Here is a 22,277-nt window from a genome sequence, read left to right as displayed (position 1 = left end):
CAAGCAATTTACTTTCATCTTTATTGAGACGATCTTTCATGAAAAAACACTTGAGATTTCAGCATAAAATTGCTTCTATCTTACGGTAATACAATTAAAGGAGTTTGCCCTTCATAGACTAATTCGTTAATTAAAAATTTTCTAAAAATCTGGTCCGTCAAAAGTCGGGAACCTTTTTGAACAATCAGGAGTTCTTCTTCTTTGTTATTGATCACTTTCTTGATTTCCGAAATTCGGTTTCTGCCTTTGTAAATCGCAGTTTTTGTCTCGTAACGTTCTGCGAATAATTTTGCGAGATCAGTTAAAAGAACTTCTATTCCGGCAGTGTCTTCTTTAGGTTTGGCGAGATAGAAAAAAGTAATACAAGTTTCCGCTTCATCCATAAGATTCAAAACTTTATTTAATTCCAGGATATTCAATGGATGGGTTTCTGTTACCGCAACAAAAATTTTCTCATGTGAAAACTTATAAATATCTTTTGGCATTGCGATCACCGTATTGTTGATATTTTCAATGATCTGAAGAGTAACACTTCCTATCAATATTTGTTTGATTATCCCGGTGCCGGAAAGTCCTGCGAAAATATAGTTTTCAAAAGGTTCTGCTAAAAGATTGGTCAGCGTAGTTTGTACATGGCTTTCTGAAATAGAGAATGAAATTTCAACGGAGGCTGGAATTAATTCATCTGTAAGCGCTTTCATTTTTTGAAAAGCCGCATTATTGGCTTCTTGGGTAATTTGCTCTCTGCTCTCGCTGTCAATTAGAGACGGCGCTATGACTATAGTTTCATGGACCAGCATTAATTTTGCGTTGGCTTGCTTGCTCCAGTCACACGCATATCGAATCAAGTTGGTTGTTTGGTCTGAAAAATCAACAAGGATGATAAATCTTTTTTTCATTGGTTTAGGGTTTTACGAGAAACTTGGGTTGATGCAGAAAATCACTTAACATATTAAAGTCTTTATCTTCGTCTGCCAGAACCATTAAGACATCATGGGCTTTTAATTTTGTTGAACCACCGGGGCGAATATACTCTCCGTTTCTTTTGATCATCACAATAAACGTGGATTGCGGAAAATTTAAATCAACAATTCTTTTATCGACGCAATGATCATCAGGGAGCAGTTCGAATTCTTTCAGTGATGATTTTGGGAGATCCAATATAAACTGGTCTAAGTTCGTCATGGTTTTATTTTTGGCTGGTAGTGCAACATTGAGCCATTTAGCGACTACGGAGAGGGTGGTACCCTGAATAAGAACCGAGGTAATGGAAATAAAAAATACAATATTGAAAATCATATCGGCTTTGTCAATGCCCGCCAAAAGTGGATACGTAGCAAAAACAATAGGCACTGCACCGCGCAAACCCACCCAAGAAATATAAAAGCGTCTTCGCAATTCCATTTTGAAAAACATCAAACTCAGAAATACACTTACGGGTCGGGCAACAATAATTAAGAAGAGGGAAATTAAAAGTCCGATCCCGATTACGGGTGTAATTTCTGAGGGATAAACGAGTAAACCTAAGGTTAAGAACAGAACGATCTGCATGAGCCACGCGAGTCCATCATACATTTTTAAAATCGTTTTTTTATGGATTAGGTCTTGACTTCCCAAAAATACGGCACAAATATAAATGGCAAGAAAGCCGTTGCCACCCACAAAATCAGTCGCCGAAAAAGTGATAAACATTAACGCAATGACCAAAACGGGATAAAGACCTTCGAAGTCAAGTTTAATGCGGTTGATAATGAATTTACTCAGTTTACCAAAGCCAAAACCTGCAATTCCACCCAAAACCATTTGTTGAAAAAAGAGGGGAATAATAGAAGATAAACTTTGATCTTGATTGATAACCAAGGTCAAAAATGCAATGGTGAGAACGTATGCCATAGGATCGTTGCTCCCGCTTTCTAATTCTAAAGTAGGTCTTAGATTGCTCTTCAAGGCAAGACTTTTTGAACGCAGAATTGAAAATACGGCTGCTGCATCTGTAGATGAAACGATGGAGCCGAGCAACATACTTTCATAAATAGTAAAGTCGGTAACGTAAAACACAAACGTACCTAGTGTTAAGGCAGTGAGTAAAACACCCACGGTAGACAAAACGATTCCTTCGCGAAGTATTGGTTTTACCGAAGTCCAGTCGGTATCGAGCCCGCCGGAAAATAAAATAAAGTTAAGGGCAACAATCCCAATTAATTGGGCAAGTTTCGGGCTGTCAAAATAAATTCCCAAAATTCCATCTGACCCAGCCAACATTCCTACCACCAAAAAGAGCAACAAAGTCGGTACGCCGAATTTATAAGAAGTCTTGCCTACAATGATACTTACGAAAAGTAACAGTGATCCAATTAACAGGATGTTTTCGGTGGTTAAATTCATTCGTTTTTCTCTTTTTGAAATGTATTTTTTAGATGAGACAATTTTAATAGGCAGTTGATAAATCTTCTACAGTAATTTTGATCGCCGTCGAATAAGAAAATAACGCAAAATTTTGTTTTTATAATTAACGGCTTAGGAGCGTATTACTACCGATGTCATTTCTTTCTAAATGTGCGGGTCATAATTTACCTCTACCAATATAAAAAAAAGGAAGTAAAATAGCAAGATAAAAAAAGAATGAATGAGGAATTATTCAATAAAAAGGGAAGCATTTTAAAGAAAAGCAAAATAAAGTCATCAATAAACGAGCGTTTAAGAGGATATCGTATAGAGATAATTAGTGCGGTAAATCTTTTTTTGGAGCGGGTTTATCACGGATCATAAATCTGCGACATCTGAGTTTATAAACTTTGACAAGTTAAATTCATATGCTGCCGCACGAATCCTTTCGTGTGGTCATCATAAATTAAAGATTGAAATTCTAATTTAGAAATTTTGTGTTCCGTAAACCACAAAATAGAATCGTGCGGGAGATTCAATAATCCAGAAACTATTTGATTGTAAGGGTGCAACGACCGATGGTGGAGATTGTGGGTTTTGCCGCTGGATTCATTTTTAAAACTAAATATTTCTTTGGCGTAGTAAAAATTATAAATTTTAAATGGAAAGATGATTTCTTAAAATAAACTCTTCATTTTTAAAACCTAGAGAAGGTTAAACGGCTTTATTCGTCTTCCTCTCGCGCCGATCTGATATAGGTAATATACGCCTCATATTGCTCCAGTACATCATCAATCACCTGCTGACGGCTCAATCCCATTAAATCATAGCCACCTGATCCAGTTTGGGTAGTGACTTCGAGACGATAATAAACATCGTTGTCGGAGGCCATTTTTCCGCTAAAGGTCGGTGCTGGTGTCGCCACCATAGCCACTTGATAATAAAAATCATGAACACCGTCCGTCGACACCCTCAGTAAAGGTCCCGAAGGGCGAGTAGGATCGATGGTTGAGATTGTTTCGTCGTGGTCGGCATTCTGACGCTCGGCATCATAACCCTGACCTCTAAATTCCGCCGCCACGTCATCAAGAGCAGGGCGAATCACACGCTCTAAATACTGTACTCCTTCTTTTTTTGAGGCAAAAGTAAGCATCTGCCCAAGTTGCTGTTTCCAGGAACGATCGGGAATATGACCACCGCTTGGAGTAATTGTTGGATCGCGAATTACTTTTCCTTCTTGTTCTGCACGCTCTATCCGAACCGCTTTATAAAATGAAAACATGACCAGATAAGCAATAACAGTTACCGGAAGCGCAAAAATTAGCGTGGCATATTCCATTGTAATAACGCCGCCTGCCAGAAGCATAGAAATGGTCAGTACTGCTGTTAGAACGGCCCAAAATATTCGTAACCATTTAGGACCATCCTCACTGGGATCAGGAATCGAGGCTGAAAAATTTGACATTACCATAGCACCAGAGTTGGCACTGGTAATGTAAAATAACAATCCTGAAAAGGTGGCAAGAGCAATCAGGAATAGGGGTGCAGGGAACATTCCCAAAAGTGTATACCAGCCATGTTCAGGACTTGTGATTGCCAGTTGGGCAAATTTTGTGTTGCCTTGTAATACTTCGTACAGGGCTGAGTTGCCAAAAAAGGACACGATAATAAAGTCACAAAGCACCGGTACCGTAATCGCCGCAACTACAAATTCGCGTAACGTTCGGCCCCGGGAAATCCGAGCCAAAAATACGCCTACAAAAGGTCCCCACGCCAGCCAAAAGGCCCAAAAGAAAAGGGTCCAACTGCCCATCCAGTCACTGCTGTCCGGAACGTAGGCAAAAGTTTTAAACATTCTTGAAGGCAGCGTCACCAAAAATTGACCGATGTTTTCTACCAGGGCGTTAAGTAAAAATGCGGTTTGGCCTGCAAACAGAATAAAGGCCATCATGGCCACGGCGCTCCACAGATTCAATTCAGAAATCCAGCGGATTCCACGATCTACGCCCGATGTTGTTGCTGCAATCGTTAAAATCACAGCGCCAATAACCAGTGCAATTTGCAAAGTTAGACCTTCGCTAAAGCCAAACAGTTTTGCGAAACCAACGTTAAGCAGCACCACGCCAATTCCCATGGTGGTTGCGACGCCAAAAACAGTTCCTATCAATGCGATGGTGCTGATGGCGTGACCTAACGGACCTTTTACTCGTTTCCCAAAAAGTGGATAGAGCGCTGCCCGGATTGAAAGCGGCAAATTCCATCGATAAGCAAAATATCCCATTGCCATCCCGAGTAGTGCATAGACCGCCCAACCGGCGATACCATAGTGAAACATGGTCCAAACGACCGCATCCTGTAAAGCAGCGGCAGATTCTGCATCACCCGAGGGTGGCGTTAAATATTGTACGACGGGTCCCGTCACCGAGAAAAACAAAAGGTCAATTCCGACACCTGCTGCAAAAAGCATTGCGGCCCAGGTAGCCAGTCCATATTGTGGCCGCGAATCATCAGGTCCCAAACGCAAATTTCATGCTTTTGATAGTGCCACCCAGACGACAAAGAAAATGACAAGCGCCATCGTCAAAACGTAGTACCAGCCCAAATTGGTGGCGATCCAGTTAACGGTTAATTTCATTGTTGATCTCGCTTGATCAGGCATCGCAATTGCCCAAAATGAAAACGACGCAATTACTGCAGATGATATTATTAAAACACTCCAGTTAATTTGGGTGGTTTTATTCTGCCATAGTTTTTGAGCGCCTTTCCCCAAATCACTTTTTGATACAGGAACCTCACTTTTAACTTTAGGCGACTTTACGCTGCCACCGAAGCGACTGCGTTCAAACGGCGATTTTTCTGAATGAGTGCTATCATTCAGGTTATCTTTCTTGGAGTTTTGGTTCATGGGTATCGTATTTATTTAGGGAACAAGGTTGTAGCGACATCGTCACGAAATACAATTCCGCCACATCAGGTTGTTTAACTCAAATTTACATCTTTTTTATTTTAGAAAAATAAATAGATAACAAAGTCGAAAGCCTTCCTGGTTTCGAGAAAGTTTCTTCGTTCTATTCAATAAGCCACACGAAAGGATTCGTGCGGCAGCGCGGGAGCGAGAGGGTTTTAATATTTCGTTTCCTGTATTTTTTCAGGATTTTGTCTTACATCAAAAACATTTGCAATTACAATTCTCTTTGTTTCAAAATTGATGTAATAGATTATTTTGTAATTTGTTGAAATCAAATATCTAAATTCCTGCAAGCGGTCTTTCAACAATTCTTCTTCGGGACCAATTCTTGGGTTTTTATTTAAATCAATTGTTCGGTCAACAATTTGTGTGATTATTTTCCTTGAAGTTTTAATTCCTGCTTTACCTTTGTAGTAGTCAAAAATATCTTGCAGTTTGTCTTCTGCAAGTTGAGTCCAAAAGATTTCTAACTCCATTTCTGGATTTTTTTCTTTAGATCTTCTGCTGGGATAAGACGATTGTTTTCTTCATCATTCATGGCTTTGTCAATTTCTTTATTAAAATCTTCCAAAGACATTGGTTTCAAATTCTCTTCAAAAAATTCAGTTTTTGTTTTGTAAAGTAAATTTTCTAAAGCAGTGATCAACTTTTCGTTATCAATTCTCAAAAACTCCTGAACCAGTGATATTTTACGTGCTTCTAAATTCATTTTGTCCAAATATTTAATTCAAATTTACGTAATTTTTATTTTGAAAAATTGAAACTTCTAAATTTACTTTTGAAAGTTTTGTATACTATAAGCCACACGAAAGGATTCGTGCGGCAGCGCGGGATTCTTTCTTAGATTTGGAATTATCTTGTTGCAAATAGTAATAATTAAAAAGGTAAATTATCAATATACACATTCAAAGGAAGTTTCTTAGTGAACGTTCCCTTATCTGTAGCAATTTCCAAAAGTAAATCGCCTTTAATAGTATAGTTTTCCCTGATAGTAGAGCCCTCAAATGCGTACGCTAATGTTCTTTTTAAATTTAAATTTAATTGTGTCCAACCTTTTTTTGCAAGTTTAGGATTTTCAGTGCTCAATTGATATTTATAGGAAAACGGTTTGATTTCCGACTTTCTGTTTGGTAATTTTTTTCCATCTTGAGAAATATTCCATTGTTTGGTTGAATGAAGATAAATTCCATGTATTTCAGTAGAAATTTTTTCTGAGATATTTTCAATGTCAATTTTGAAATCTAATTCTGCTTCAGCATATTCATTACTTGAATTTAAAACCCCAACAGTTTTTAATTCAACTTCAAGTGGAATATTTTTGCGTTGTTCAATTTCTTTTTTAGCCCAAATGATATTTTTTTTAAGTTGGTCTTGTAGATGTTTTATAGAATTTCCATAAATTATGTGACGTTTATGCTTTAAATCAAATGGTATATCTTCTGAGTTTTGAGTTAATAGAATTGTTAATTTTCCAATAGCATGTGCATAACCTAGTTCATAAAAAAACATTTGCATTTTTATTTGATAAATCAGCAATTATAAAATCAGAGTTTTCGATCTCCTTATAAATTTTTACTAGCATTCCTTCTTCAAATAATTCTTCATCTAGTCGATATGCAGTTACCTTTTCATTTTTTGCAGTTTCTTTAATTCCCAATTGATAAATATCATCAAACTCTTTGGAAAATGGCATTATGACAAATGATTTCATATGACGGATTTTGGTAAAACTTAGTTGTATGTATGATGTAAAAATAAAAATACTATAAAATATTGATGATTTTTCACTATGCTAAAATAGGTAAAATACTGTACAACTCCTCAATTGCAGTTTTCCAATTGGTTTATTTTATTTACCTTCGCTATTTTTATTGTCAAAGTTTTGAATTTGTTGTAAAAAAAAACACGTCTCAAAAGACGTGTTTTAAAAATAGATGTAAAAAGAATTTATCTCTTCATAATTCTCTTCACCGCTGCAATAACCGCGTCCGAATCAATTCCGTATTTCTTCATTAATTCTGCTGGGGTTGCAGATTCTCCGAAAGTGTCATTTACGGCTACGAATTCCTGGATGGTTGGTCTTTTTCTGGACAACATTCCGGCAACGGATTCTCCTAAACCGCCGATGTAATTGTGTTCTTCGGCTGTTACGATTCTTCCTGTTTTTTCTACCGATTTTAAGATGATTTCTTCGTCTAAAGGTTTGATCGTGTGAATGTTGATGACTTCACAAGAAATTCCTTCTTTCTCTAAAGCATCTGCAGCCAATAAAGATTCCCAAACTAAATGTCCGGTTGCTACGATGGTTACGTCGGTTCCTTCTTGAAGCATAATTCCTTTTCCGATTACGAAAGGCATATCTTCCGGAATGAAAACTGGAACAACAGGTCGTCCGAATCTTAAATAAACCGGTCCTTCGAAATCTGCGATGGCCAATGTTGCTGCTTTGGTTTGGTTGTAATCACAAGTGTTGATTACGGTCATTCCAGGAAGCATTTTCATCATGCCGATGTCTTCTAAAACCTGGTGTGTTGCGCCATCTTCACCCAAAGTTAATCCTGCGTGGGATGCACAAATTTTTACGTTTTTGTTTGAATATGCGATTGACTGACGAATCTGGTCATAAACTCTTGAAGTAGAGAAGTTGGCGAAAGTTCCGGTGAAAGGAATTTTTCCGTTGATGGTTAAACCGGCTGCGATTCCCATCATGTTGGCTTCTGCGATTCCGATCTGGAAAAAACGTTCTGGTGCTTTTTCAATGAATTTCTCCATTTTCAAAGATCCGATAAGGTCTGCACAAAGTGCTACGACATTTGGGTTTTTATCTGCCAATTCTGCTAATCCAGCGCCGAATCCGCTTCTTGTATCTTTTTGTTCTGTGTATGTATATTTCATGACGACTTTGTAATGTTTTTTAACTGAGTCATGTAACCTTTCGGTTTCATGAGGAATTTTAAATTTTGAATTCTAAATTTTAAATTTTCCGAATCTATCGGATTTAAATAACAAGTTTTCTAATTATAACTGATCTGCAGCCCGGCCTGAGTGGAGCTCTTTTTAATTGGTGGCTGAGCATGTCGAAGCCAGCAATTAAAAAAGCGGGAACGGAGGACGGAATTGTCTGCCCAAATGAGTTTAATAATCAGCTGGCGCTTCTAAATACAATTGTTTGAAAGCGTTGTCCAGTTGCTCGTTGCTAGGCGCTTTTCCGTGCCATGCGTGAGTTCCCATCATAAAATCTACACCATGTCCCATCTCGGTATGCAAAAGGATACACACTGGTTTTCCTTTACCGGTCTCGGTTTTTGCTCTTTCTAGAATCGCAATTACGGTTTCTAAATCGTTTCCGTTTTTCTCGTTCAAAACGGTCCAACCAAATGCTTCCATTTTTGCGTGTAAATCTCCAAGATCTAAAACGTCATCGGTATCACCGTCGATCTGACGTCCGTTGTAATCGATGGTTGCAATTAGGTTGTCTACTTTTTTAGCAGCGGCATACATGAATGCTTCCCAGTTTTGACCTTCCTGCAATTCGCCATCGCCTTGTAGCGTGTAAACCAAACTGGTATCACCGTCTAATTTTTTACCTAAAGCGGCACCAATCGCAACCGACAATCCTTGACCCAAAGATCCTGAAGCGATTCTGATTCCTGGAAGGTGATCATGCGTGGTTGGATGTCCCTGTAATCTGGTTCCCAATTTTCTGAAAGTTGCCAATTCTGCAACGGGAAAAAAATCGAATCTCGCTAAAGTGGAGTAGAATACGGGCGAAATGTGTCCGTTGGAAAGAAAGAAAAGATCTTCGTTTTTTCCTTCCATGGTGAAAGGGAGTTTGTAGTTCATCACTTTCCCATAAAGGGCGGTGAAGTATTCGGTACAGCCCAAACTTCCGCCTGGATGTCCTGAATTAACGGCGTGAACCATTCTTAAAATGTCTCTTCTAATCTGTGTGGTAAGAGATTTCAGCTCTTCAGTAGATTTACTCATTATTGTTGATTTATTAGGTTGCGAATTTACAAATTTTTGATGGGTTTGGGAAATGAAACGAAATGATGTTTCGCGTATCATTGTTAGCCTGTTATTTGATTTTTGAACAGGGAGTTTTTATTAATAAAACATGGATTTAGAACTTAATGTATTATAAATAGTTTTGTACTTTCAAAAATTTGATTGGTTGATTTTTTATCTGCGAAATTGTGTTTTCTTTTCGCAGATATTATTTTTTTTATTAAAAAGTTGTCGTGAACTAAAAATTGGTGTTGAAATTCAAAATTTACTTCAATGATGAAATGTTTATGAGGAAAGCCATTATATCATTTTCTTAAGGGTTCAAATTTTATACCTTTGTGGAATCGATTATTACACTGCGATACCATCTATAATTCTACTCATGAGGCGAAAATTAATTATCATTTTCATTATTTGTTTTTCTTTTACTCAAATTTTCTGCAAAACGGCGGAGCGTACTATTTTAAATAAGGAAATTGATTTAAATTTAGAAAAGTCACAAGAATTTTTTGGGAAATTTAATTTTGTTGAATCGATCCGTTATGCAGAAATTGCTAGAAATCATTCTGTAATAAATAGATATGATGCAGGTATTATAAAATCAAACATTTACTTAGCCAAAAATTTATTAGAAATAGGAGCTTACACTCACGCTCTAAAATGCTTAGATGTTGTAGCCAGCCAAAAAACTTTTAAAGATCATCTCATGAGTCAGGTAGAAGTGCATCGCATCAAAGGTCGCACTTATGGAATGTTGAAGTTATATGACAATTCGATCACTGAATTTAAAAAACAATTAGAATTATCAGCGAAAATTGAGGATCATGAGAAAAGATTGCTTTCTACATTTTGGGCCCACGAAAACCTATCGCATATTTATGGAACACTAAATTTAAGGGATTCTGCCTACAGTCATTTGAATCAGCAAATCGAATTGCTGAAAAACTTACCTGAAGAAGCCAGTTTTTATAATGTGAGTTCTACTTACGTTCAGTTGGCTGAACAATATATCAAAGACGGTCAATTAGAAAAAGCGGAAGATTTATTAAATCAATCAATGGCTTTGTTAAAAAAGTATGAAGCAACTTATCTATTCGGCACTTTGGAACAATATGGCAATTTAGAATTGAGTAAAGGAAACTTAAAACTGGCTGAAACTTACTTTCGAAAAGGATTACAAAATGCGCTGGATTTAAAAGACAAAGATGCTGAGATGCATTTTTATGATGTGATAAGTGATTTTTATTTTGACCATAATCTAAGCAGGCAAGAAGCAAATATTTTTTTATCAAAACATAAAAAATTAAAAGATTCCCTTGATCGGAAAAGTACGACGGCTTTGAATATTGGTTTGAAGCAAATTACTGACGAAAAAAATAGTGAACTGAAGCAGAAAGACACTACGAAAACCATAATACTTATTATAGGGAGTGTTTTATTTTTACTAGGCGTATTGTTTTTTGCTTTTTCAAAAAGAACACATGAAAAAAACATTGCGCATTTTCAAAAAGTGCTGACAGATTTAGATGAGAAATTAAAAGTTAAAGCACAATTTATCGAGCAACTACAAAGGGATGAATTAAGTATTCCAAAGGTAATCACTGCAACTTCAAAAACAGATGCGTCTGTCATTATGAATGCGGAGACCGAAAAGAAATTATTATTGAAATTACAGGAATTTGAAGAGTCGACTTTATTTACAGAAAATACGATTTCTTTATCGACCCTTTCAACTTTTTGTGAGACGAATTCTAAATATCTTTCTTACGCAATAAATGCTTACAAAAAGAAAGATTTCAATAATTACATTAATGAACTTCGTGTTAATTATATCATTGAAAAATTAAAAAACGTACCGCTTTACAGAAAATATAAAATTGCGGTTCTTGCCGAAGAAGCCGGATTCTCTTCTCAGAACAAGTTTTCTTCCGTTTTCAAAAAAGTAACCACTATTTCTCCGTCCGTTTTCATCGCTTATCTGCAAAAGAGCGATGAGGTATAATTTTGCAAAAGACTTAAGACTTCATTAATTAGATTTTGAGAAATTATTATTTTGTCCTTTTCGGGAAAATGATAAGTTGATTATTGAGAGTCAAAATTTTATAATTATTAAGGAGTGAATTTAAATACGAGTTTAAACCTTTCTGCAATAGACTTTATTATAAAATCATAGAGCGTTTTTATCTTCAAAAAACGGTATTCATTGAAAAAAATCATCTTTAATGAAATAGTCACAAATATTCGGTGATTGTTCTTTAAAAGTTATAATTTCGCTGCGACAATTAATAAACCTAAAATGGAGTATTTGGAATTGTAGATTCTATTACTAAAGTTGTGTCAAACTTTAAATTTTTAAAAAGTGTTTGTTGATGAGGTGATAATCGCAACAAAAATATTATGAAGAAATCTGTTTTATTATTTGTCTTATTTTTTTATGCTCTGTCTTTTTCTCAGGATCTGGAAGCGTACAATAAAGTCTATTCTAAAACCTATTTAGAAACTGCTCAAAAGGATTTAAAAATTGCGTTCAAGGTCGCAGATTCTCTCTACAAAATTTCTAAAACTCCTTTGTTGAAAACGAGAAGTTTGATGCTTACGGCTTCCTTATACAAACAGTCGGGCGATGTTAAAAAATCGATAGAATATGCTTTGAAATCTGGCGAGATTATTGAGCAGACCGACAATTATTCGTGGCAGGCTAAGGTTTACGGTTTTCTGGCGACGCAGTACCGAATGGTGAAGTTGTATAATTCATCCAGAAAATATTTAGAAAAAGCTTTTGAAATAAGTGAGAATATTGAAAATCCAAAAGCAGCCAATAATATAAAGGGTTTAATGTTGCAGGAGAAAGCATATAATGATATTGAACAGAAAAATTTTAAAAAGGCAATTGAAAATATTAACCGATCCCAAAACTATTTTAAATTAACTGAAGCTAATCTGGATTTTTTTACGGCCAATAATGAACAGTTGTTGGGTTTAAGTTATTTTAATCTTAATGATTTGGATCAAGCTTTGTCGCATTATAAGAAGGCTTTGAAATTCACAGCCAATGATCCTGAGAATTTCTTAGTTGGGCTAATTTATAATGGTTTTGCTGAGGTTTATCTGGAGAAAAAAGATCTGAAAAGCGCAAAAAAATATTTGTCTTTAGCTGAAAAAATTTCTGAGAAGTCACAATATTTAGAACTTAAAAATGAAATATATAAAACGTCGCAAAAATATTATGCAGTTATCAATGACGTTGAAAAATTGGTTGCGGTACAAAAAAAGCAGGATTCGGTGGTTGAGAAAATAGAAACCAAATCGAATGAATTTATTAATGAATCTTTTTCTTCTTTAGAAACAAATAGTCATTTGGCAGAAAAGAAGAGTTCAAACAAAACCTGGATTATTATAGTCGCTATTATATTAATTGTTTTAGGAGCGGTTTATATCATTTTTTCTAAAAGAAAGCATAAGAGAAACCAGGAGCATTTCAAAGAAATTCTGGCTGATTTGGATCAAAGATTAATTGCCAAAAAAGAATTTATTAATCAACTGCAAAGAGATGAACTGACTATTCCAAAGGTGATTTCTGAAATTCCAAAAATGGATGGTTCTGTGATCATGAATGCGGAGACCGAAAAAAAATTACTACTAAAACTTCAGGAATTTGAGGAGTCCAATTTGTTTACAGAAAATACGACTTCATTATCCACGCTTTCTACGTATTGCGAAACGAATTCCAAATATCTCTCTTATGTGATCAACACTTATAAGAAGAAAGATTTTAATAATTACATTAATGAACTGCGCGTTAATTACATCATTAAAAAATTAAAAGAAGTACCAGTTTACCGAAAGTACAAAATTGCGGTACTTTCCGAGGATGCCGGATTCTCTTCCCAAAACAAGTTCGCTACTGTTTTCAAAAAGGTAACGACTATTTCTCCGTCTGTTTTCATCGCTTACTTAGAAGAAAGCGACAAGATGTAGTGATTGTAACTTATTCATAATCAAATTTTTAGAAATACATATTTTACCACTTTAGCGAAAGTGGTAAGGCTTGTCCTTTTATAATGCAAGGTCTACCAGTACTTTTGCTCCGTCAAAAAAGACAGCTACTGAAAATGAATTACGGATCAGTACCATATTAAAGAATGTCCCTTCAGGGCAGATGATGAAAAAAGCAAAGACAGAATGCGGAGATGAAATGCTCCGCGTCTGAATTTGTAAAATTCACTTCTTTACCATTGCTAGAAAGATCGTATATCATTTTTCAGAAATTAAATCCTATTATTTTACCGACCTAAAATTCATTTGGATTCTGAATCTATTAAGACTAAAAACTTCCTTTTAATTGACTGGACGATGAATGCTAAATTTGATTTTACGATACTTTTTTAATAACACTTATGAGAAAACTTTTTTATTTTTTTAAATTTCGTATTTCCATTATTGGACTTCTTTTGCTGGTGAGCAATCAATTGTATGCCGATGGTTCCCGGGATCTTTATCCAACGGGTAAAATAGGTTACCGTGCTTATTTGCGCTCAAGTTCAGTTGCTGACGCCCAAAGATGGCCTTTTCCAACTTTAGGAACGCATTATGTTTATGCTAATGTTGGCGAAAGAATTACTTTGGCTTCCAGTGCCCAACTTGCGAGTGGATCTTCAGCGATTAAACTTTATAGTCCTACAGGAACTGAACTTATTAATAATGCTACTGTTGCCGGTCAAATTGCAAACCGTGCTGCTGAACTCGCTGGTCCTCAATTAAATGGGCAAACTGGTGGTAATCGATATACTCCAATTTATTACCAAGTGCCAACTGGTGGTGCCGGTATTTACCGTGTAGAATTTCTGGCAAGAGGGACAGGCGATCCAGGAACCACTATTCTTGCTAATGGCAACTGGACACAAGGTGATAATGCTGGTATTTTCGCCTGGGATGTTTCTGTGATTAATGCTGCCAATTCGGGATTCATCCAAGGTCGTGTTTATACAAATGTTCTCAATCTTACGAATGGAACGAGTAATCCTCAATCGAACGGTTTTCATGGTGTCCTTTATCCTTTGACAAAAGACGGCTACACTTACAAGGTTAATAATAATGGAAACAATGGAATGTACTTTACATTCTTTGTTAACAATAATGGTTTCTTAAAGCCGGATGGTTCTGCTCTTTATAAAAGTTTAAACAATACCAGTTTAGGAGCAGGTGCGGTTCATAATCCTACCAGTGCGGATACTACTCAACAGATTACCCATAAAATGTTTTATACTTTACCCGCATCTGATTTGCCGGAGAGTGCGATCGGTGCTGTTCCGGGTGGATCAACCTGGTTGAAAAACAGCCCTGTTGCACCGTCTCTTAGCGGAGTTTCGTTAGTTGGTGTTGAAGGCACACAAGGTCAATTGAGTAGCAAAGGAGGTTACGTGAAATTTATAGCGACGACCCAAGGTGCTTATACCATCACTCTTAAAAGTCCAATTAACCCTTTAGAGTTTCCCACGCGTACTATTACCGGATTCGCAGTAGCAGGTGAAAACAGTGTTTTTTGGGATGGTAAGGATGGTGCCGGAAATCCATTACCAACAGGAGAAGTTCCTGTTGAAGTTACGGTGCAATTGCAAGGTGCTGAGGTTCATTTCCCCTTTATTGATATGGAATATAACATTAATGGAACCATCATTCAACTTTTAGATAAAGACAATTTATCAAACGTAGTTTCTGATATCGTTTATTGGAATGATGAAAATATTGCTAATGGAACTTCTGGTACGAATGCACCGAGAGGACGTTATTCTGACCCAAAAAATAATAGCCAATTAGCACCAACATACAGCGCTGGAATTAGCAGTTCAACCAACGGACATATTTGGGGAGTGGGAGCCAGCGGAACCAGTGGTCAATTTGGAGATTCTAAGTCGATGGATACCTGGACATTTATTAAAGGCGCAGCGGTAACTGTTCAAAGTTTATTAGAGGTGAAAATTGCAGATTTGAAAATTTCTCAACTTTATGCGGACAAGACCTCGGTTTCACCGGGAGATCATTTATCATTAACCGTAAAAGTGAAAAATGACGGACCAGATGGAGTAGAAGGTTCAAAATTTAATTTTACACTTCCTCCAGGCTTCGATCCCCAGAGTTTCGTGTTTAATGGAAATGGATGTGGTGCAGAATCTATTGGAATTAGTTATAATCCCGTAACAAGAATTTATTCATCCAAACTTGATTTGCCAAATGGTTGTGAAATTACTTATACGTTTAAGCTTTTGGTTTCCAATACAGGGAACGATGGAAATGCATTTTTTGTAGCAGATATTTTAAGACCAAATGATGTTACCGATCCCGATGCTACCAATTCAGATCCTAATATTCTTCCTACCAATGCTCAATTTGAATGTGTCAATAATGGTTTGGATGGTATCTGTAATAATATTAAAAATATCGCAATTGTATATTCTTTAGAACCAATTTGTACGGAACAGATTTTAGGGGAAACATTTACTGCAGAAGGTGGAGCGGAGAAAGTCTTTAATCAGCCTGCTACCAATTTCGGTTTTGTTTTCGATATATATTCTTTAGATAATTCATTTAATATGAATATCAATGGAGTCAATTTGGCAAGTTCAGAAATTGAGTTTCAACAGGAAAGTACGCCCGCTCCAGGAATTAATATTCGTTTTATGGACGGGACAACTTACGGAACAGGTGGTGCGGACGGTACTCAAAAGATATGGGAAATGACCGGAACTTCAGTCGCTCCTTTAATTAGAATGGTCATTAGCCCAACCGGAGCAGTCACCATGTTCGGAAGCAAAGTATCAGGTGGATCTTTATTTCCTTTGGAATTAATTAATGGCAATGCTTTTAATACTATTATGTGGAATGCAAGTTCACCAAATATCATCACTATTACTCAAAATGTGGTAGGAACAACCAAAATTTCAGGTCGAGGATATGGTTTAAATATAGTGCCTTGTGCCTGTTATAATCCTGCGAATACTACTGGTGCAGCCGACGATACAAAAATGGGAATCACCTTATTGCAAAGAGCCGGAATCGAAAATGCAGATCAATGGCCAATGGCTAGAAAATCAGGTCATATCGCCTTAGAAGCAAATACGAAAGGTTTCGTTATCACCAGAATTGCCAAAGCAAACTTAGGAGGAATTACCACTCCTCAAGAAGGAATGATGGTTTACGATACCACCGATAAATGTCTTAAAATTTTTGCGGATGGAGTTTGGTCTTGTTTCTCTCAACCCGCTTGCCCATAACAAATGACATTGATTGATAGTGCTTTAATTCATTTTGAAATAGATATAAATTTTTAAAAAAATACGATGAAAAATATAGTTTCAATTTTACTTCTGCTCGTTTCAGGTACTGCTTTTTCGCAGGTAATTATTGGGGATGAGATAGGAACGGCAACAGATAAAACGTCTGTATTACTGGAGTTTGCATCTGGAAAAAATAAAGGGATTATTCTTCCTTATGTTAAATTAAAACCTTCCGGTACAGGTCTTGTGGAAGGAACAATTATTCTGGATGCTACAGATCCCACCAAAGCAAAAGTGAAATATTATAACGGATCACCAACTTGGGTAGATTTGAGTAATGGCAATGAAGCCAACATCACTTCAGCCATGAGCATTCAATCATCAACAATTACAGAAGACGCTTCTGCTAAAGCCATTATAGGATCGAATTTTTCTGTCGCTGATGGAGTTTTGGTTTTAGAATCCGAAACCAAAGCAATGGTTTTACCGATGGTTGCAAGTACCGATGATGTTCCAAATCCGTCGCCGGGAATGTTGGTTTATATTAATAAAACTGGTGCAAAAAGGTTAGCCGTATTTAACGGTGCTAACTGGACTTACTGGAAGCCATGATTTTTAAAGTAGAATTTTGTGATGTTTTGTTTTTATTATAAAAGAATCCGAGGTTTTTGTCTCGGATTCTTTTCGTTTTAAGCAGTTTGCTAAATATTAAAAATATCAACTTTGTAAACTTAGCAACCTTCATTCATGAAAACACTCACTTCTGTGACCACATTATTAATCATAATGAACGATAAAAGCGTTCCCGCGTCATTGTCTGTAAGGGTAAAAGTGCTTTTTGTAGTGGAGATTTTTTCTGTTTTTTCATCCCACATTTGGGCGACAGAAAAATTGGGGTAGTTTCTATAAGCGTCGATTAACTGGTCTTTGGTGCTGCCAACGCCCATACCACTTTTGGTACGGAATTTTTTACTTTTGGTCATTAAAGAATAAATCTGGTAGCCTCCTGTATTTTGACCTTGATCATCATAATTCTGCATAATGCTAATCTCTATGACTTCCCCTAAATAATTCACTTTATTTGTTTTCATGTAATCATCATCGCCCATAAAAGAGGTGAGTTTTGATTTACTGAATTTTTCAACGTCTTTATTTTTCATAAAAACAGTATACGGACCTATTCGCAAGGTAGAAAGATCAAAGTTGTCTTGAGCAAAAGTCAAGTTCATTCCGAAAATAAATAAAATTAGAAAGAGTAGTTTTTTCATGGTTCAATGGTTTTTATGGTGATCATAGTTTTGTACTGCTAAATTAAGGATTTGCGATGAGTATTCGAAATAAAAAATCCGAGTTGTTAACTCGGATCATATTTTAATAATTTTCAAAAGTTTTATGTAATTGCTCCCTGTAATTATAAATATCGTCAAGTGAATTTAATAGAATTTTCTCTCCTAAATCTTTACCATGATGGAAAACTTCAATGTATTTATTGGAAGAGTTGAAATGTAATCTTGCTAAGGGCTTTCTGTTATTATCATCTAATAAAATTCCAAAATAGGATTGCGTATCTCTAAATGCAATTCTTTCGGTTGCGATTTTTTCTCGTAAAATTGCTTTAACAATTTGAAAGCCTTCAAGTTCTTCCTCTGTTGTTATAAACTTAGGAACTTCAACATCAGAATCGATTGGATTTTCTATTTCAGGAGTTTTATCTTTTGTAATGCTTTCATTAATATTTAACGCTGACTTTAACCGTAAACTGATGGAGTCATTTATTGAATTATTTACTGCTTTTTTCGTGTACTCTCTGAAAGTTACCATTCTGGAAGCAGTTAGAGGTTTATCAAAAAATTTATTAACAAGCATTTTCACAAATTCATCCGATGGATCTATAACTTCCTTTTCAAACTCTTTTCTAATTGCTTTAATATATTTTAAGGCTTCTGCAGAATCTAGAATGCTTTCTAAATTATAATCAGTTTTAGTGAAATTTCCTAAAATTTTAATTGATGAATCCCTGATGTCATTTAGATTTAAAGTAAAAAATGGCTTTTCATCCATTATATTAGGTTTCTCTAAATCAGTGTAGAAATTATAAACATGACCATTCGTTAGAACTCCAAATCTTGCTTTGGCAAGATGGTAATATCTATGAAGTTGGGAATTGTGCGCATCTACATTTTCCTTCCAGTTTTTGCATTCTATGATTAGGATTGGTTCATCATTGTTTTAATTACATAATCAACCTTTTCTCCTTTTTTAGTTCCAATGTCACAAATGAATTCAGGAATCACTTCCGTTGGATTAAAAATGTCATATCCTAAAATCTGTATAAACGGAAGAACGAAAGCGTTTTTAGTTGCCTCTTCAGTATTAATTTGATCTTTTAATGAATCAACCCGTTGATGTAGTTGTTGCAGTTTAATTTTTAAATCAATCATCTCATTTTTCATATTTTCAGTTTAAAACAAATATACTTAAAATGTTGATATTAGGCAGCATAGATAATTTGCCGGCTACTTCTTCCGAATCATCCACAACCCAATAAAAGTCAGCAAACTATTAAGGATAATCATCTACGTCGGTTTAGTACGATTGTCAATTTTTTGAAGAACCTTGTCACGGTTTCAAACCTTGACAAGGTTAGAGCAGGATTTAATTTAAGATTATCAGAACTGATAATCAGTTTCTTTTTTATGACAGAACCTAAAGTTTTCCTTATCCTCGAATAGTTCAATTACTTCATCTCTTTTCAACGAAGTAAAACTGTTGCTTATAACTGTTTTGTAAGAAGAGTATGGGTAATCTTTAAAATCTTCTGAAATAGGGTTTTGATAAATATAAATAATACATTGTCTTAAATAATCTTCAGAAGAAATAAGTTTTCTTTTGAAAGGTGACTCGATTAAAGCACCATGACGATTATTTTCTTTGTTAAATGCTTGCGAATAAGAATTAAAAATATTTGAAAATTGTTTCGAAAAAACATGTTGAGGAGCGTGTAAACCATCAACCTTGTCAAGGTTCAGAACCTTGACAAGGTTTTCTAATTCAGAATCAGATTTAATTCGTACTAACAAATGAAAATGATTTGGCATCAAGCAATAAGCGTAAATATCACAAACATTTAGAAGATTATCTTTAATTTTATTTAAGAAAAACAAGTAATTTCTTTTAGTTTTAAAATTAAGTTCACCATTGATACCACGGTTATAAATGTGGTAGAAACGATCTGATTCTATTGGTGTTAATCTGATGTCCATTTTTATTTTTATTTTCAGAACCTTTTTAAATTATGCCTTGTTTTTGAAGAACCTTGTCAAGGTTTTAAACCTTGACAAGGTTAATTCCGAGTACATTCAGAAAACACTAAATTTAAAAAATTCCTACTTCTTCCGAATCAACCACAACCCAATAAAAGTCAGCAATCCATTAATAATAATCAGTTCCACCCCGATTTTATAATCGCTGTTGTGCGTGACAAAATAATTAATTAACCACGTTAAAACCGGCGAAACCAAAGTCACCACCAGAATTCCGTACTTTTTTACAATCTGAAATTTCGTTAAAATACCGAAAGCAAAAAGTCCCAGAAGTGGTCCGTACGTATAACCCGCAACTTCCATAATTAAATAGACAATCGACTTATCGTTGATGGCTTTGAAAATCATTATTAAAACAAAGAAAATGATGGTGAAAGTCAAGTGAACTTTCATTCTCAATCTTTTCTTTTGCTTTTCTGTTTTGTCCTGGTCTTCGTTCATGTTCAGTAGATCGACGCAGTAAGAACTGGTAACCGCCGTTAATGCGCCGTCAGCAGAAGGGAAAAGCGCAGAAATTAAACCGATAATAAAGATGATCGAAATGAAAAGTGGGAAATATCCTTGCAGCGAAAGTGCCGGAAATAAATCGTCACCCATAATATTATTGATCACGCCCGTCGCAGAATCTTTAAATCCAAAAGCGTTCGTAATACTTTCCTGGCCGTTCACGATGTTTACAATTTGTCCGTATTCCGCCCCGTTTTCCATGGAGAAAAGATAGAGCAGTCCACCTAAAAATAAGAAGGCAAGATTCACAATCAAAAGCGTTCCCGCAAAAGTGAGCATATTCTTTTTTGAATTGTGAAGGTTATCAACCGAGATGTTTTTCTGCATCATCTCCTGATCCAAACCAGTCATGGCAATCGTAATAAACATTCCACCCAAAATTGTTTTCAGGAAAAAGGTTTTTGAATTCACATCAAAATTAATAAAATGCGTATAATCTTTCGCTGCCAAAACGGTGTACGCCTCGCCTGCAGAAAGATTCAAATGAGATAAAATATAAACAATACAGCCAATCAAACTGATGATCATAAATGAAGTTTGCAGCGTATCGGTAATCACAATCGTCTTCACACCACCTTCAAAAGTATAGAGCAGAACCATCAATAATATCACCGCCGCCGTTAACCAAAACGGAATACCCAATCCTTCTAAAAGGAAAATCTGCAAAACATTAACAACCAGAAACAACCTTGCGGTCGCCCCAATCGAACGGGAAATAATGAAAAACAGAGATCCAATTTTATGCGCTTCTACATTAAACCTCCTTCCGAGATAAGTGTAAATCGAAGTTAGATTCATCTTATAATAAAGTGGCAATAAAACAAAGGCCACAATAAAATAGCCAATAAAAAAACCGATAACGAGCATGTAATATTCAAAACCACCGAACGCATAATCGCCGGAAGTCATTTTTCCCACCGTTCCCGGCACCGAAATAAAAGTCACGCCACTCAAACTCGTCCCGATCATCCCGAAGGCAACCAGCCACCATTTACTTTTTTTGTTCCCGATGAAAAAAGACTGGTTATCCGCATTTCTGCTGGTAATATAAGAGATCACCAAGAGTCCAATAAAATAGGCGAAAACAAATAAGAGTAAAATAGTTCCTGTGTTCATTTTTGAAAATTTATGAGCAAATATAGTTTTTTTTGGCAGGATTAAAGCGTCTTTCTACCTACTTCCCATCTTCCCTTATTTTATTTGGGCGCACATTTCCGTCTCCCACTCCCGCTTTTTTCCTCCTCGTTCCTCGTCAAAAAAAGAGCTCCGTTCAAGCCGGGGCGCAAACCTTCACTTCTATTCAAATTCAGGCACAAAAAAACCTTTCAGTTGATATTACCGAAAGGTTTTATTTTTAATCTATTTGTCAGACTGAACCTGCCGAAGTCTTTATCTGTAAACTAACTTTAAACACGCTGATAAAAGCGCGCAATTACATATGTTTTAATGCATCTTAACTAATTCGTTACCTAAATGTTGAAAAAACTACTCCACCAAAAGAACTTTAAATTCCGGCGTTTTTTCAATCATCTTTTTAGCATATGGACACAGAGCAAGAATCTTTAAATTATTTTTCTTCGCAAATTCCACGGAGGTTTTTACCAATTCCATTCCCAAACCTTTTCCACCAAATTCTGCGGCTACTTCAGTATGAAGAATTTCCAGAATTCCTTCTTTTACTTTGTATTCCATAAAGCCGGCCTTTTCTGCATCATAATACACATCAAAAGTCCCGTCGTTTTCTTCGATATTAATCATATCATAATTTTGTGATGCCATCTTATTTTTATTTGCTGAATTAAATTTACAAAA

18 protein-coding genes and 2 pseudogenes are annotated in these 22,277 nt (G+C 35.8%); 4 read left to right on the top strand and 16 right to left on the bottom strand.

Features of this window, described 5'->3' with window-relative positions; genetic code table 11:
• Window positions 1-80 precede the first annotated feature (80 nt).
• From PUH65_RS06435 to PUH65_RS06395, 9 genes and pseudogenes are all read right to left on the bottom strand, one after another.
• Window positions 81-899, bottom strand: a complete 819-nt coding sequence (locus PUH65_RS06435; RefSeq protein WP_305519026.1) for a universal stress protein — start codon at window positions 897-899, stop codon at window positions 81-83.
• A 4-nt stretch (window positions 900-903) separates the two neighbouring features.
• Window positions 904-2,385 (bottom strand): potassium/proton antiporter, encoded by a 1,482-nt coding sequence (locus tag PUH65_RS06430; RefSeq protein WP_305519025.1) that lies wholly within the window; start codon window positions 2,383-2,385, stop codon window positions 904-906.
• Window positions 2,386-3,109: 724 nt separating this feature from the next.
• Window positions 3,110-5,290, bottom strand: a pseudogene (betT, locus tag PUH65_RS06425) (choline BCCT transporter BetT).
• A gap of 218 nt (window positions 5,291-5,508) precedes the next feature.
• Window positions 5,509-5,829 (bottom strand): type II toxin-antitoxin system RelE/ParE family toxin, encoded by a 321-nt coding sequence (locus tag PUH65_RS06420; protein WP_305519023.1) that lies wholly within the window; start codon window positions 5,827-5,829, stop codon window positions 5,509-5,511.
• Window positions 5,820-6,062, bottom strand: coding sequence for a hypothetical protein (locus tag PUH65_RS06415; RefSeq protein WP_305519022.1), 243 nt, complete (start codon window positions 6,060-6,062; stop codon window positions 5,820-5,822). The genes PUH65_RS06420 and PUH65_RS06415 overlap by 10 nt, the downstream gene beginning before the upstream one ends.
• Window positions 6,063-6,229: 167 nt before the next feature.
• Window positions 6,230-6,862 (bottom strand): hypothetical protein, encoded by a 633-nt coding sequence (locus PUH65_RS06410; RefSeq protein ID WP_305519021.1) that lies wholly within the window; start codon window positions 6,860-6,862, stop codon window positions 6,230-6,232.
• The gene (locus PUH65_RS06405; protein WP_305519019.1) at window positions 6,849-7,064 is read right to left on the bottom strand and encodes a hypothetical protein; all 216 of its coding nucleotides are present in this window, start codon (window positions 7,062-7,064) and stop codon (window positions 6,849-6,851) included. The genes PUH65_RS06410 and PUH65_RS06405 overlap by 14 nt, the downstream gene beginning before the upstream one ends.
• Before the next feature lie 236 nt (window positions 7,065-7,300).
• Entirely contained in the window at window positions 7,301-8,248 is a 948-nt protein-coding gene (locus tag PUH65_RS06400; RefSeq protein ID WP_305519018.1) for a transketolase family protein, read from the bottom strand.
• 240 nt (window positions 8,249-8,488) lie between these two features.
• The gene (locus PUH65_RS06395; protein ID WP_305519017.1) at window positions 8,489-9,340 is read right to left on the bottom strand and encodes a transketolase; all 852 of its coding nucleotides are present in this window, start codon (window positions 9,338-9,340) and stop codon (window positions 8,489-8,491) included.
• A 403-nt stretch (window positions 9,341-9,743) separates the two neighbouring features.
• Here PUH65_RS06395 and PUH65_RS06390 point away from each other — a divergent pair, with 403 nt between their 5' ends.
• The 4 genes from PUH65_RS06390 to PUH65_RS06375 all read left to right on the top strand — a co-directional run bounded on the left by PUH65_RS06390 (window position 9,744) and on the right by PUH65_RS06375 (window position 17,247).
• A complete protein-coding gene (locus tag PUH65_RS06390) occupies window positions 9,744-11,363 on the top strand; it encodes a helix-turn-helix domain-containing protein (RefSeq protein ID WP_305519016.1) in 1,620 nt (539 codons plus the stop codon).
• A gap of 395 nt (window positions 11,364-11,758) precedes the next feature.
• Complete coding sequence (locus PUH65_RS06385; protein WP_305519015.1) at window positions 11,759-13,339, top strand: helix-turn-helix domain-containing protein; 1,581 nt, start codon at window positions 11,759-11,761, stop codon at window positions 13,337-13,339.
• 419 nt (window positions 13,340-13,758) lie between these two features.
• Window positions 13,759-16,632, top strand: coding sequence for a hypothetical protein (locus PUH65_RS06380; RefSeq protein WP_305519014.1), 2,874 nt, complete (start codon window positions 13,759-13,761; stop codon window positions 16,630-16,632).
• Window positions 16,633-16,698: 66 nt separating this feature from the next.
• On the top strand, window positions 16,699-17,247 hold the full coding sequence (locus PUH65_RS06375) for a hypothetical protein (protein ID WP_305519013.1): 549 nt from the start codon (window positions 16,699-16,701) through the stop codon (window positions 17,245-17,247).
• A gap of 119 nt (window positions 17,248-17,366) precedes the next feature.
• On the opposite strand, the gene PUH65_RS06370 is transcribed toward PUH65_RS06375, so the two are convergent.
• The 7 genes and pseudogenes from PUH65_RS06370 to PUH65_RS06350 all read right to left on the bottom strand — a co-directional run bounded on the left by PUH65_RS06370 (window position 17,367) and on the right by PUH65_RS06350 (window position 22,244).
• Window positions 17,367-17,903: a hypothetical protein gene (locus PUH65_RS06370; RefSeq protein ID WP_305519012.1), complete on the bottom strand. Its 537-nt coding sequence runs from the start codon at window positions 17,901-17,903 to the stop codon at window positions 17,367-17,369.
• A gap of 103 nt (window positions 17,904-18,006) precedes the next feature.
• On the bottom strand, window positions 18,007-18,696 hold the full coding sequence (locus PUH65_RS14915; RefSeq protein ID WP_370692024.1) for a hypothetical protein: 690 nt from the start codon (window positions 18,694-18,696) through the stop codon (window positions 18,007-18,009).
• Between the two features lie 81 nt (window positions 18,697-18,777).
• A pseudogene (locus PUH65_RS14910) lies at window positions 18,778-18,840 on the bottom strand (hypothetical protein); the annotation flags it as partial.
• Between the two features lie 2 nt (window positions 18,841-18,842).
• On the bottom strand, window positions 18,843-19,076 hold the full coding sequence (locus PUH65_RS14905; RefSeq protein WP_370692023.1) for a hypothetical protein: 234 nt from the start codon (window positions 19,074-19,076) through the stop codon (window positions 18,843-18,845).
• A gap of 228 nt (window positions 19,077-19,304) precedes the next feature.
• Entirely contained in the window at window positions 19,305-19,898 is a 594-nt protein-coding gene (locus PUH65_RS06360) for a transposase (protein ID WP_305519011.1), read from the bottom strand.
• A gap of 123 nt (window positions 19,899-20,021) precedes the next feature.
• Window positions 20,022-21,581 (bottom strand): sodium:solute symporter, encoded by a 1,560-nt coding sequence (locus PUH65_RS06355; RefSeq protein WP_305519010.1) that lies wholly within the window; start codon window positions 21,579-21,581, stop codon window positions 20,022-20,024.
• Window positions 21,582-21,950: 369 nt separating this feature from the next.
• Window positions 21,951-22,244 (bottom strand): GNAT family N-acetyltransferase, encoded by a 294-nt coding sequence (locus tag PUH65_RS06350; protein WP_305519009.1) that lies wholly within the window; start codon window positions 22,242-22,244, stop codon window positions 21,951-21,953.
• Between the last annotated feature and the right edge of the window lie 33 nt (window positions 22,245-22,277).

This window comes from Kaistella sp. SH40-3 (assembly GCF_030686865.1).
Taxonomy (GTDB): domain Bacteria; phylum Bacteroidota; class Bacteroidia; order Flavobacteriales; family Weeksellaceae; genus Kaistella.
The sequence above is the reverse complement of the archived record's forward strand: the minus strand, read 5'-3'. Positions and strand labels throughout refer to the sequence as shown.

Excerpts from the sequence above, each read along its gene's own strand:
- PUH65_RS06435 (WP_305519026.1), bottom strand. The coding sequence starts at position 899 with ATGAAAAAAAGATTTATCATCCTTGTTGATTTTTCAGACCAAACAACC.
- PUH65_RS06430 (WP_305519025.1), bottom strand. The coding sequence starts at position 2,385 with ATGAATTTAACCACCGAAAACATCCTGTTAATTGGATCACTGTTACTT.
- PUH65_RS06420 (WP_305519023.1), bottom strand. The coding sequence starts at position 5,829 with ATGGAGTTAGAAATCTTTTGGACTCAACTTGCAGAAGACAAACTGCAA.
- PUH65_RS06415 (WP_305519022.1), bottom strand. The coding sequence starts at position 6,062 with ATGAATTTAGAAGCACGTAAAATATCACTGGTTCAGGAGTTTTTGAGA.
- PUH65_RS06410 (WP_305519021.1), bottom strand. The coding sequence starts at position 6,862 with ATGTTTTTTTATGAACTAGGTTATGCACATGCTATTGGAAAATTAACA.
- PUH65_RS06405 (WP_305519019.1), bottom strand. The coding sequence starts at position 7,064 with ATGAAATCATTTGTCATAATGCCATTTTCCAAAGAGTTTGATGATATT.
- PUH65_RS06400 (WP_305519018.1), bottom strand. The coding sequence starts at position 8,248 with ATGAAATATACATACACAGAACAAAAAGATACAAGAAGCGGATTCGGC.
- PUH65_RS06395 (WP_305519017.1), bottom strand. The coding sequence starts at position 9,340 with ATGAGTAAATCTACTGAAGAGCTGAAATCTCTTACCACACAGATTAGA.
- PUH65_RS06390 (WP_305519016.1), top strand. The coding sequence starts at position 9,744 with ATGAGGCGAAAATTAATTATCATTTTCATTATTTGTTTTTCTTTTACT.
- PUH65_RS06385 (WP_305519015.1), top strand. The coding sequence starts at position 11,759 with ATGAAGAAATCTGTTTTATTATTTGTCTTATTTTTTTATGCTCTGTCT.
- PUH65_RS06380 (WP_305519014.1), top strand. The coding sequence starts at position 13,759 with ATGAGAAAACTTTTTTATTTTTTTAAATTTCGTATTTCCATTATTGGA.
- PUH65_RS06375 (WP_305519013.1), top strand. The coding sequence starts at position 16,699 with ATGAAAAATATAGTTTCAATTTTACTTCTGCTCGTTTCAGGTACTGCT.
- PUH65_RS06370 (WP_305519012.1), bottom strand. The coding sequence starts at position 17,903 with ATGAAAAAACTACTCTTTCTAATTTTATTTATTTTCGGAATGAACTTG.
- PUH65_RS14915 (WP_370692024.1), bottom strand. The coding sequence starts at position 18,696 with ATGGATGAAAAGCCATTTTTTACTTTAAATCTAAATGACATCAGGGAT.
- PUH65_RS14905 (WP_370692023.1), bottom strand. The coding sequence starts at position 19,076 with ATGATTGATTTAAAAATTAAACTGCAACAACTACATCAACGGGTTGAT.
- PUH65_RS06360 (WP_305519011.1), bottom strand. The coding sequence starts at position 19,898 with ATGGACATCAGATTAACACCAATAGAATCAGATCGTTTCTACCACATT.
- PUH65_RS06355 (WP_305519010.1), bottom strand. The coding sequence starts at position 21,581 with ATGAACACAGGAACTATTTTACTCTTATTTGTTTTCGCCTATTTTATT.
- PUH65_RS06350 (WP_305519009.1), bottom strand. The coding sequence starts at position 22,244 with ATGGCATCACAAAATTATGATATGATTAATATCGAAGAAAACGACGGG.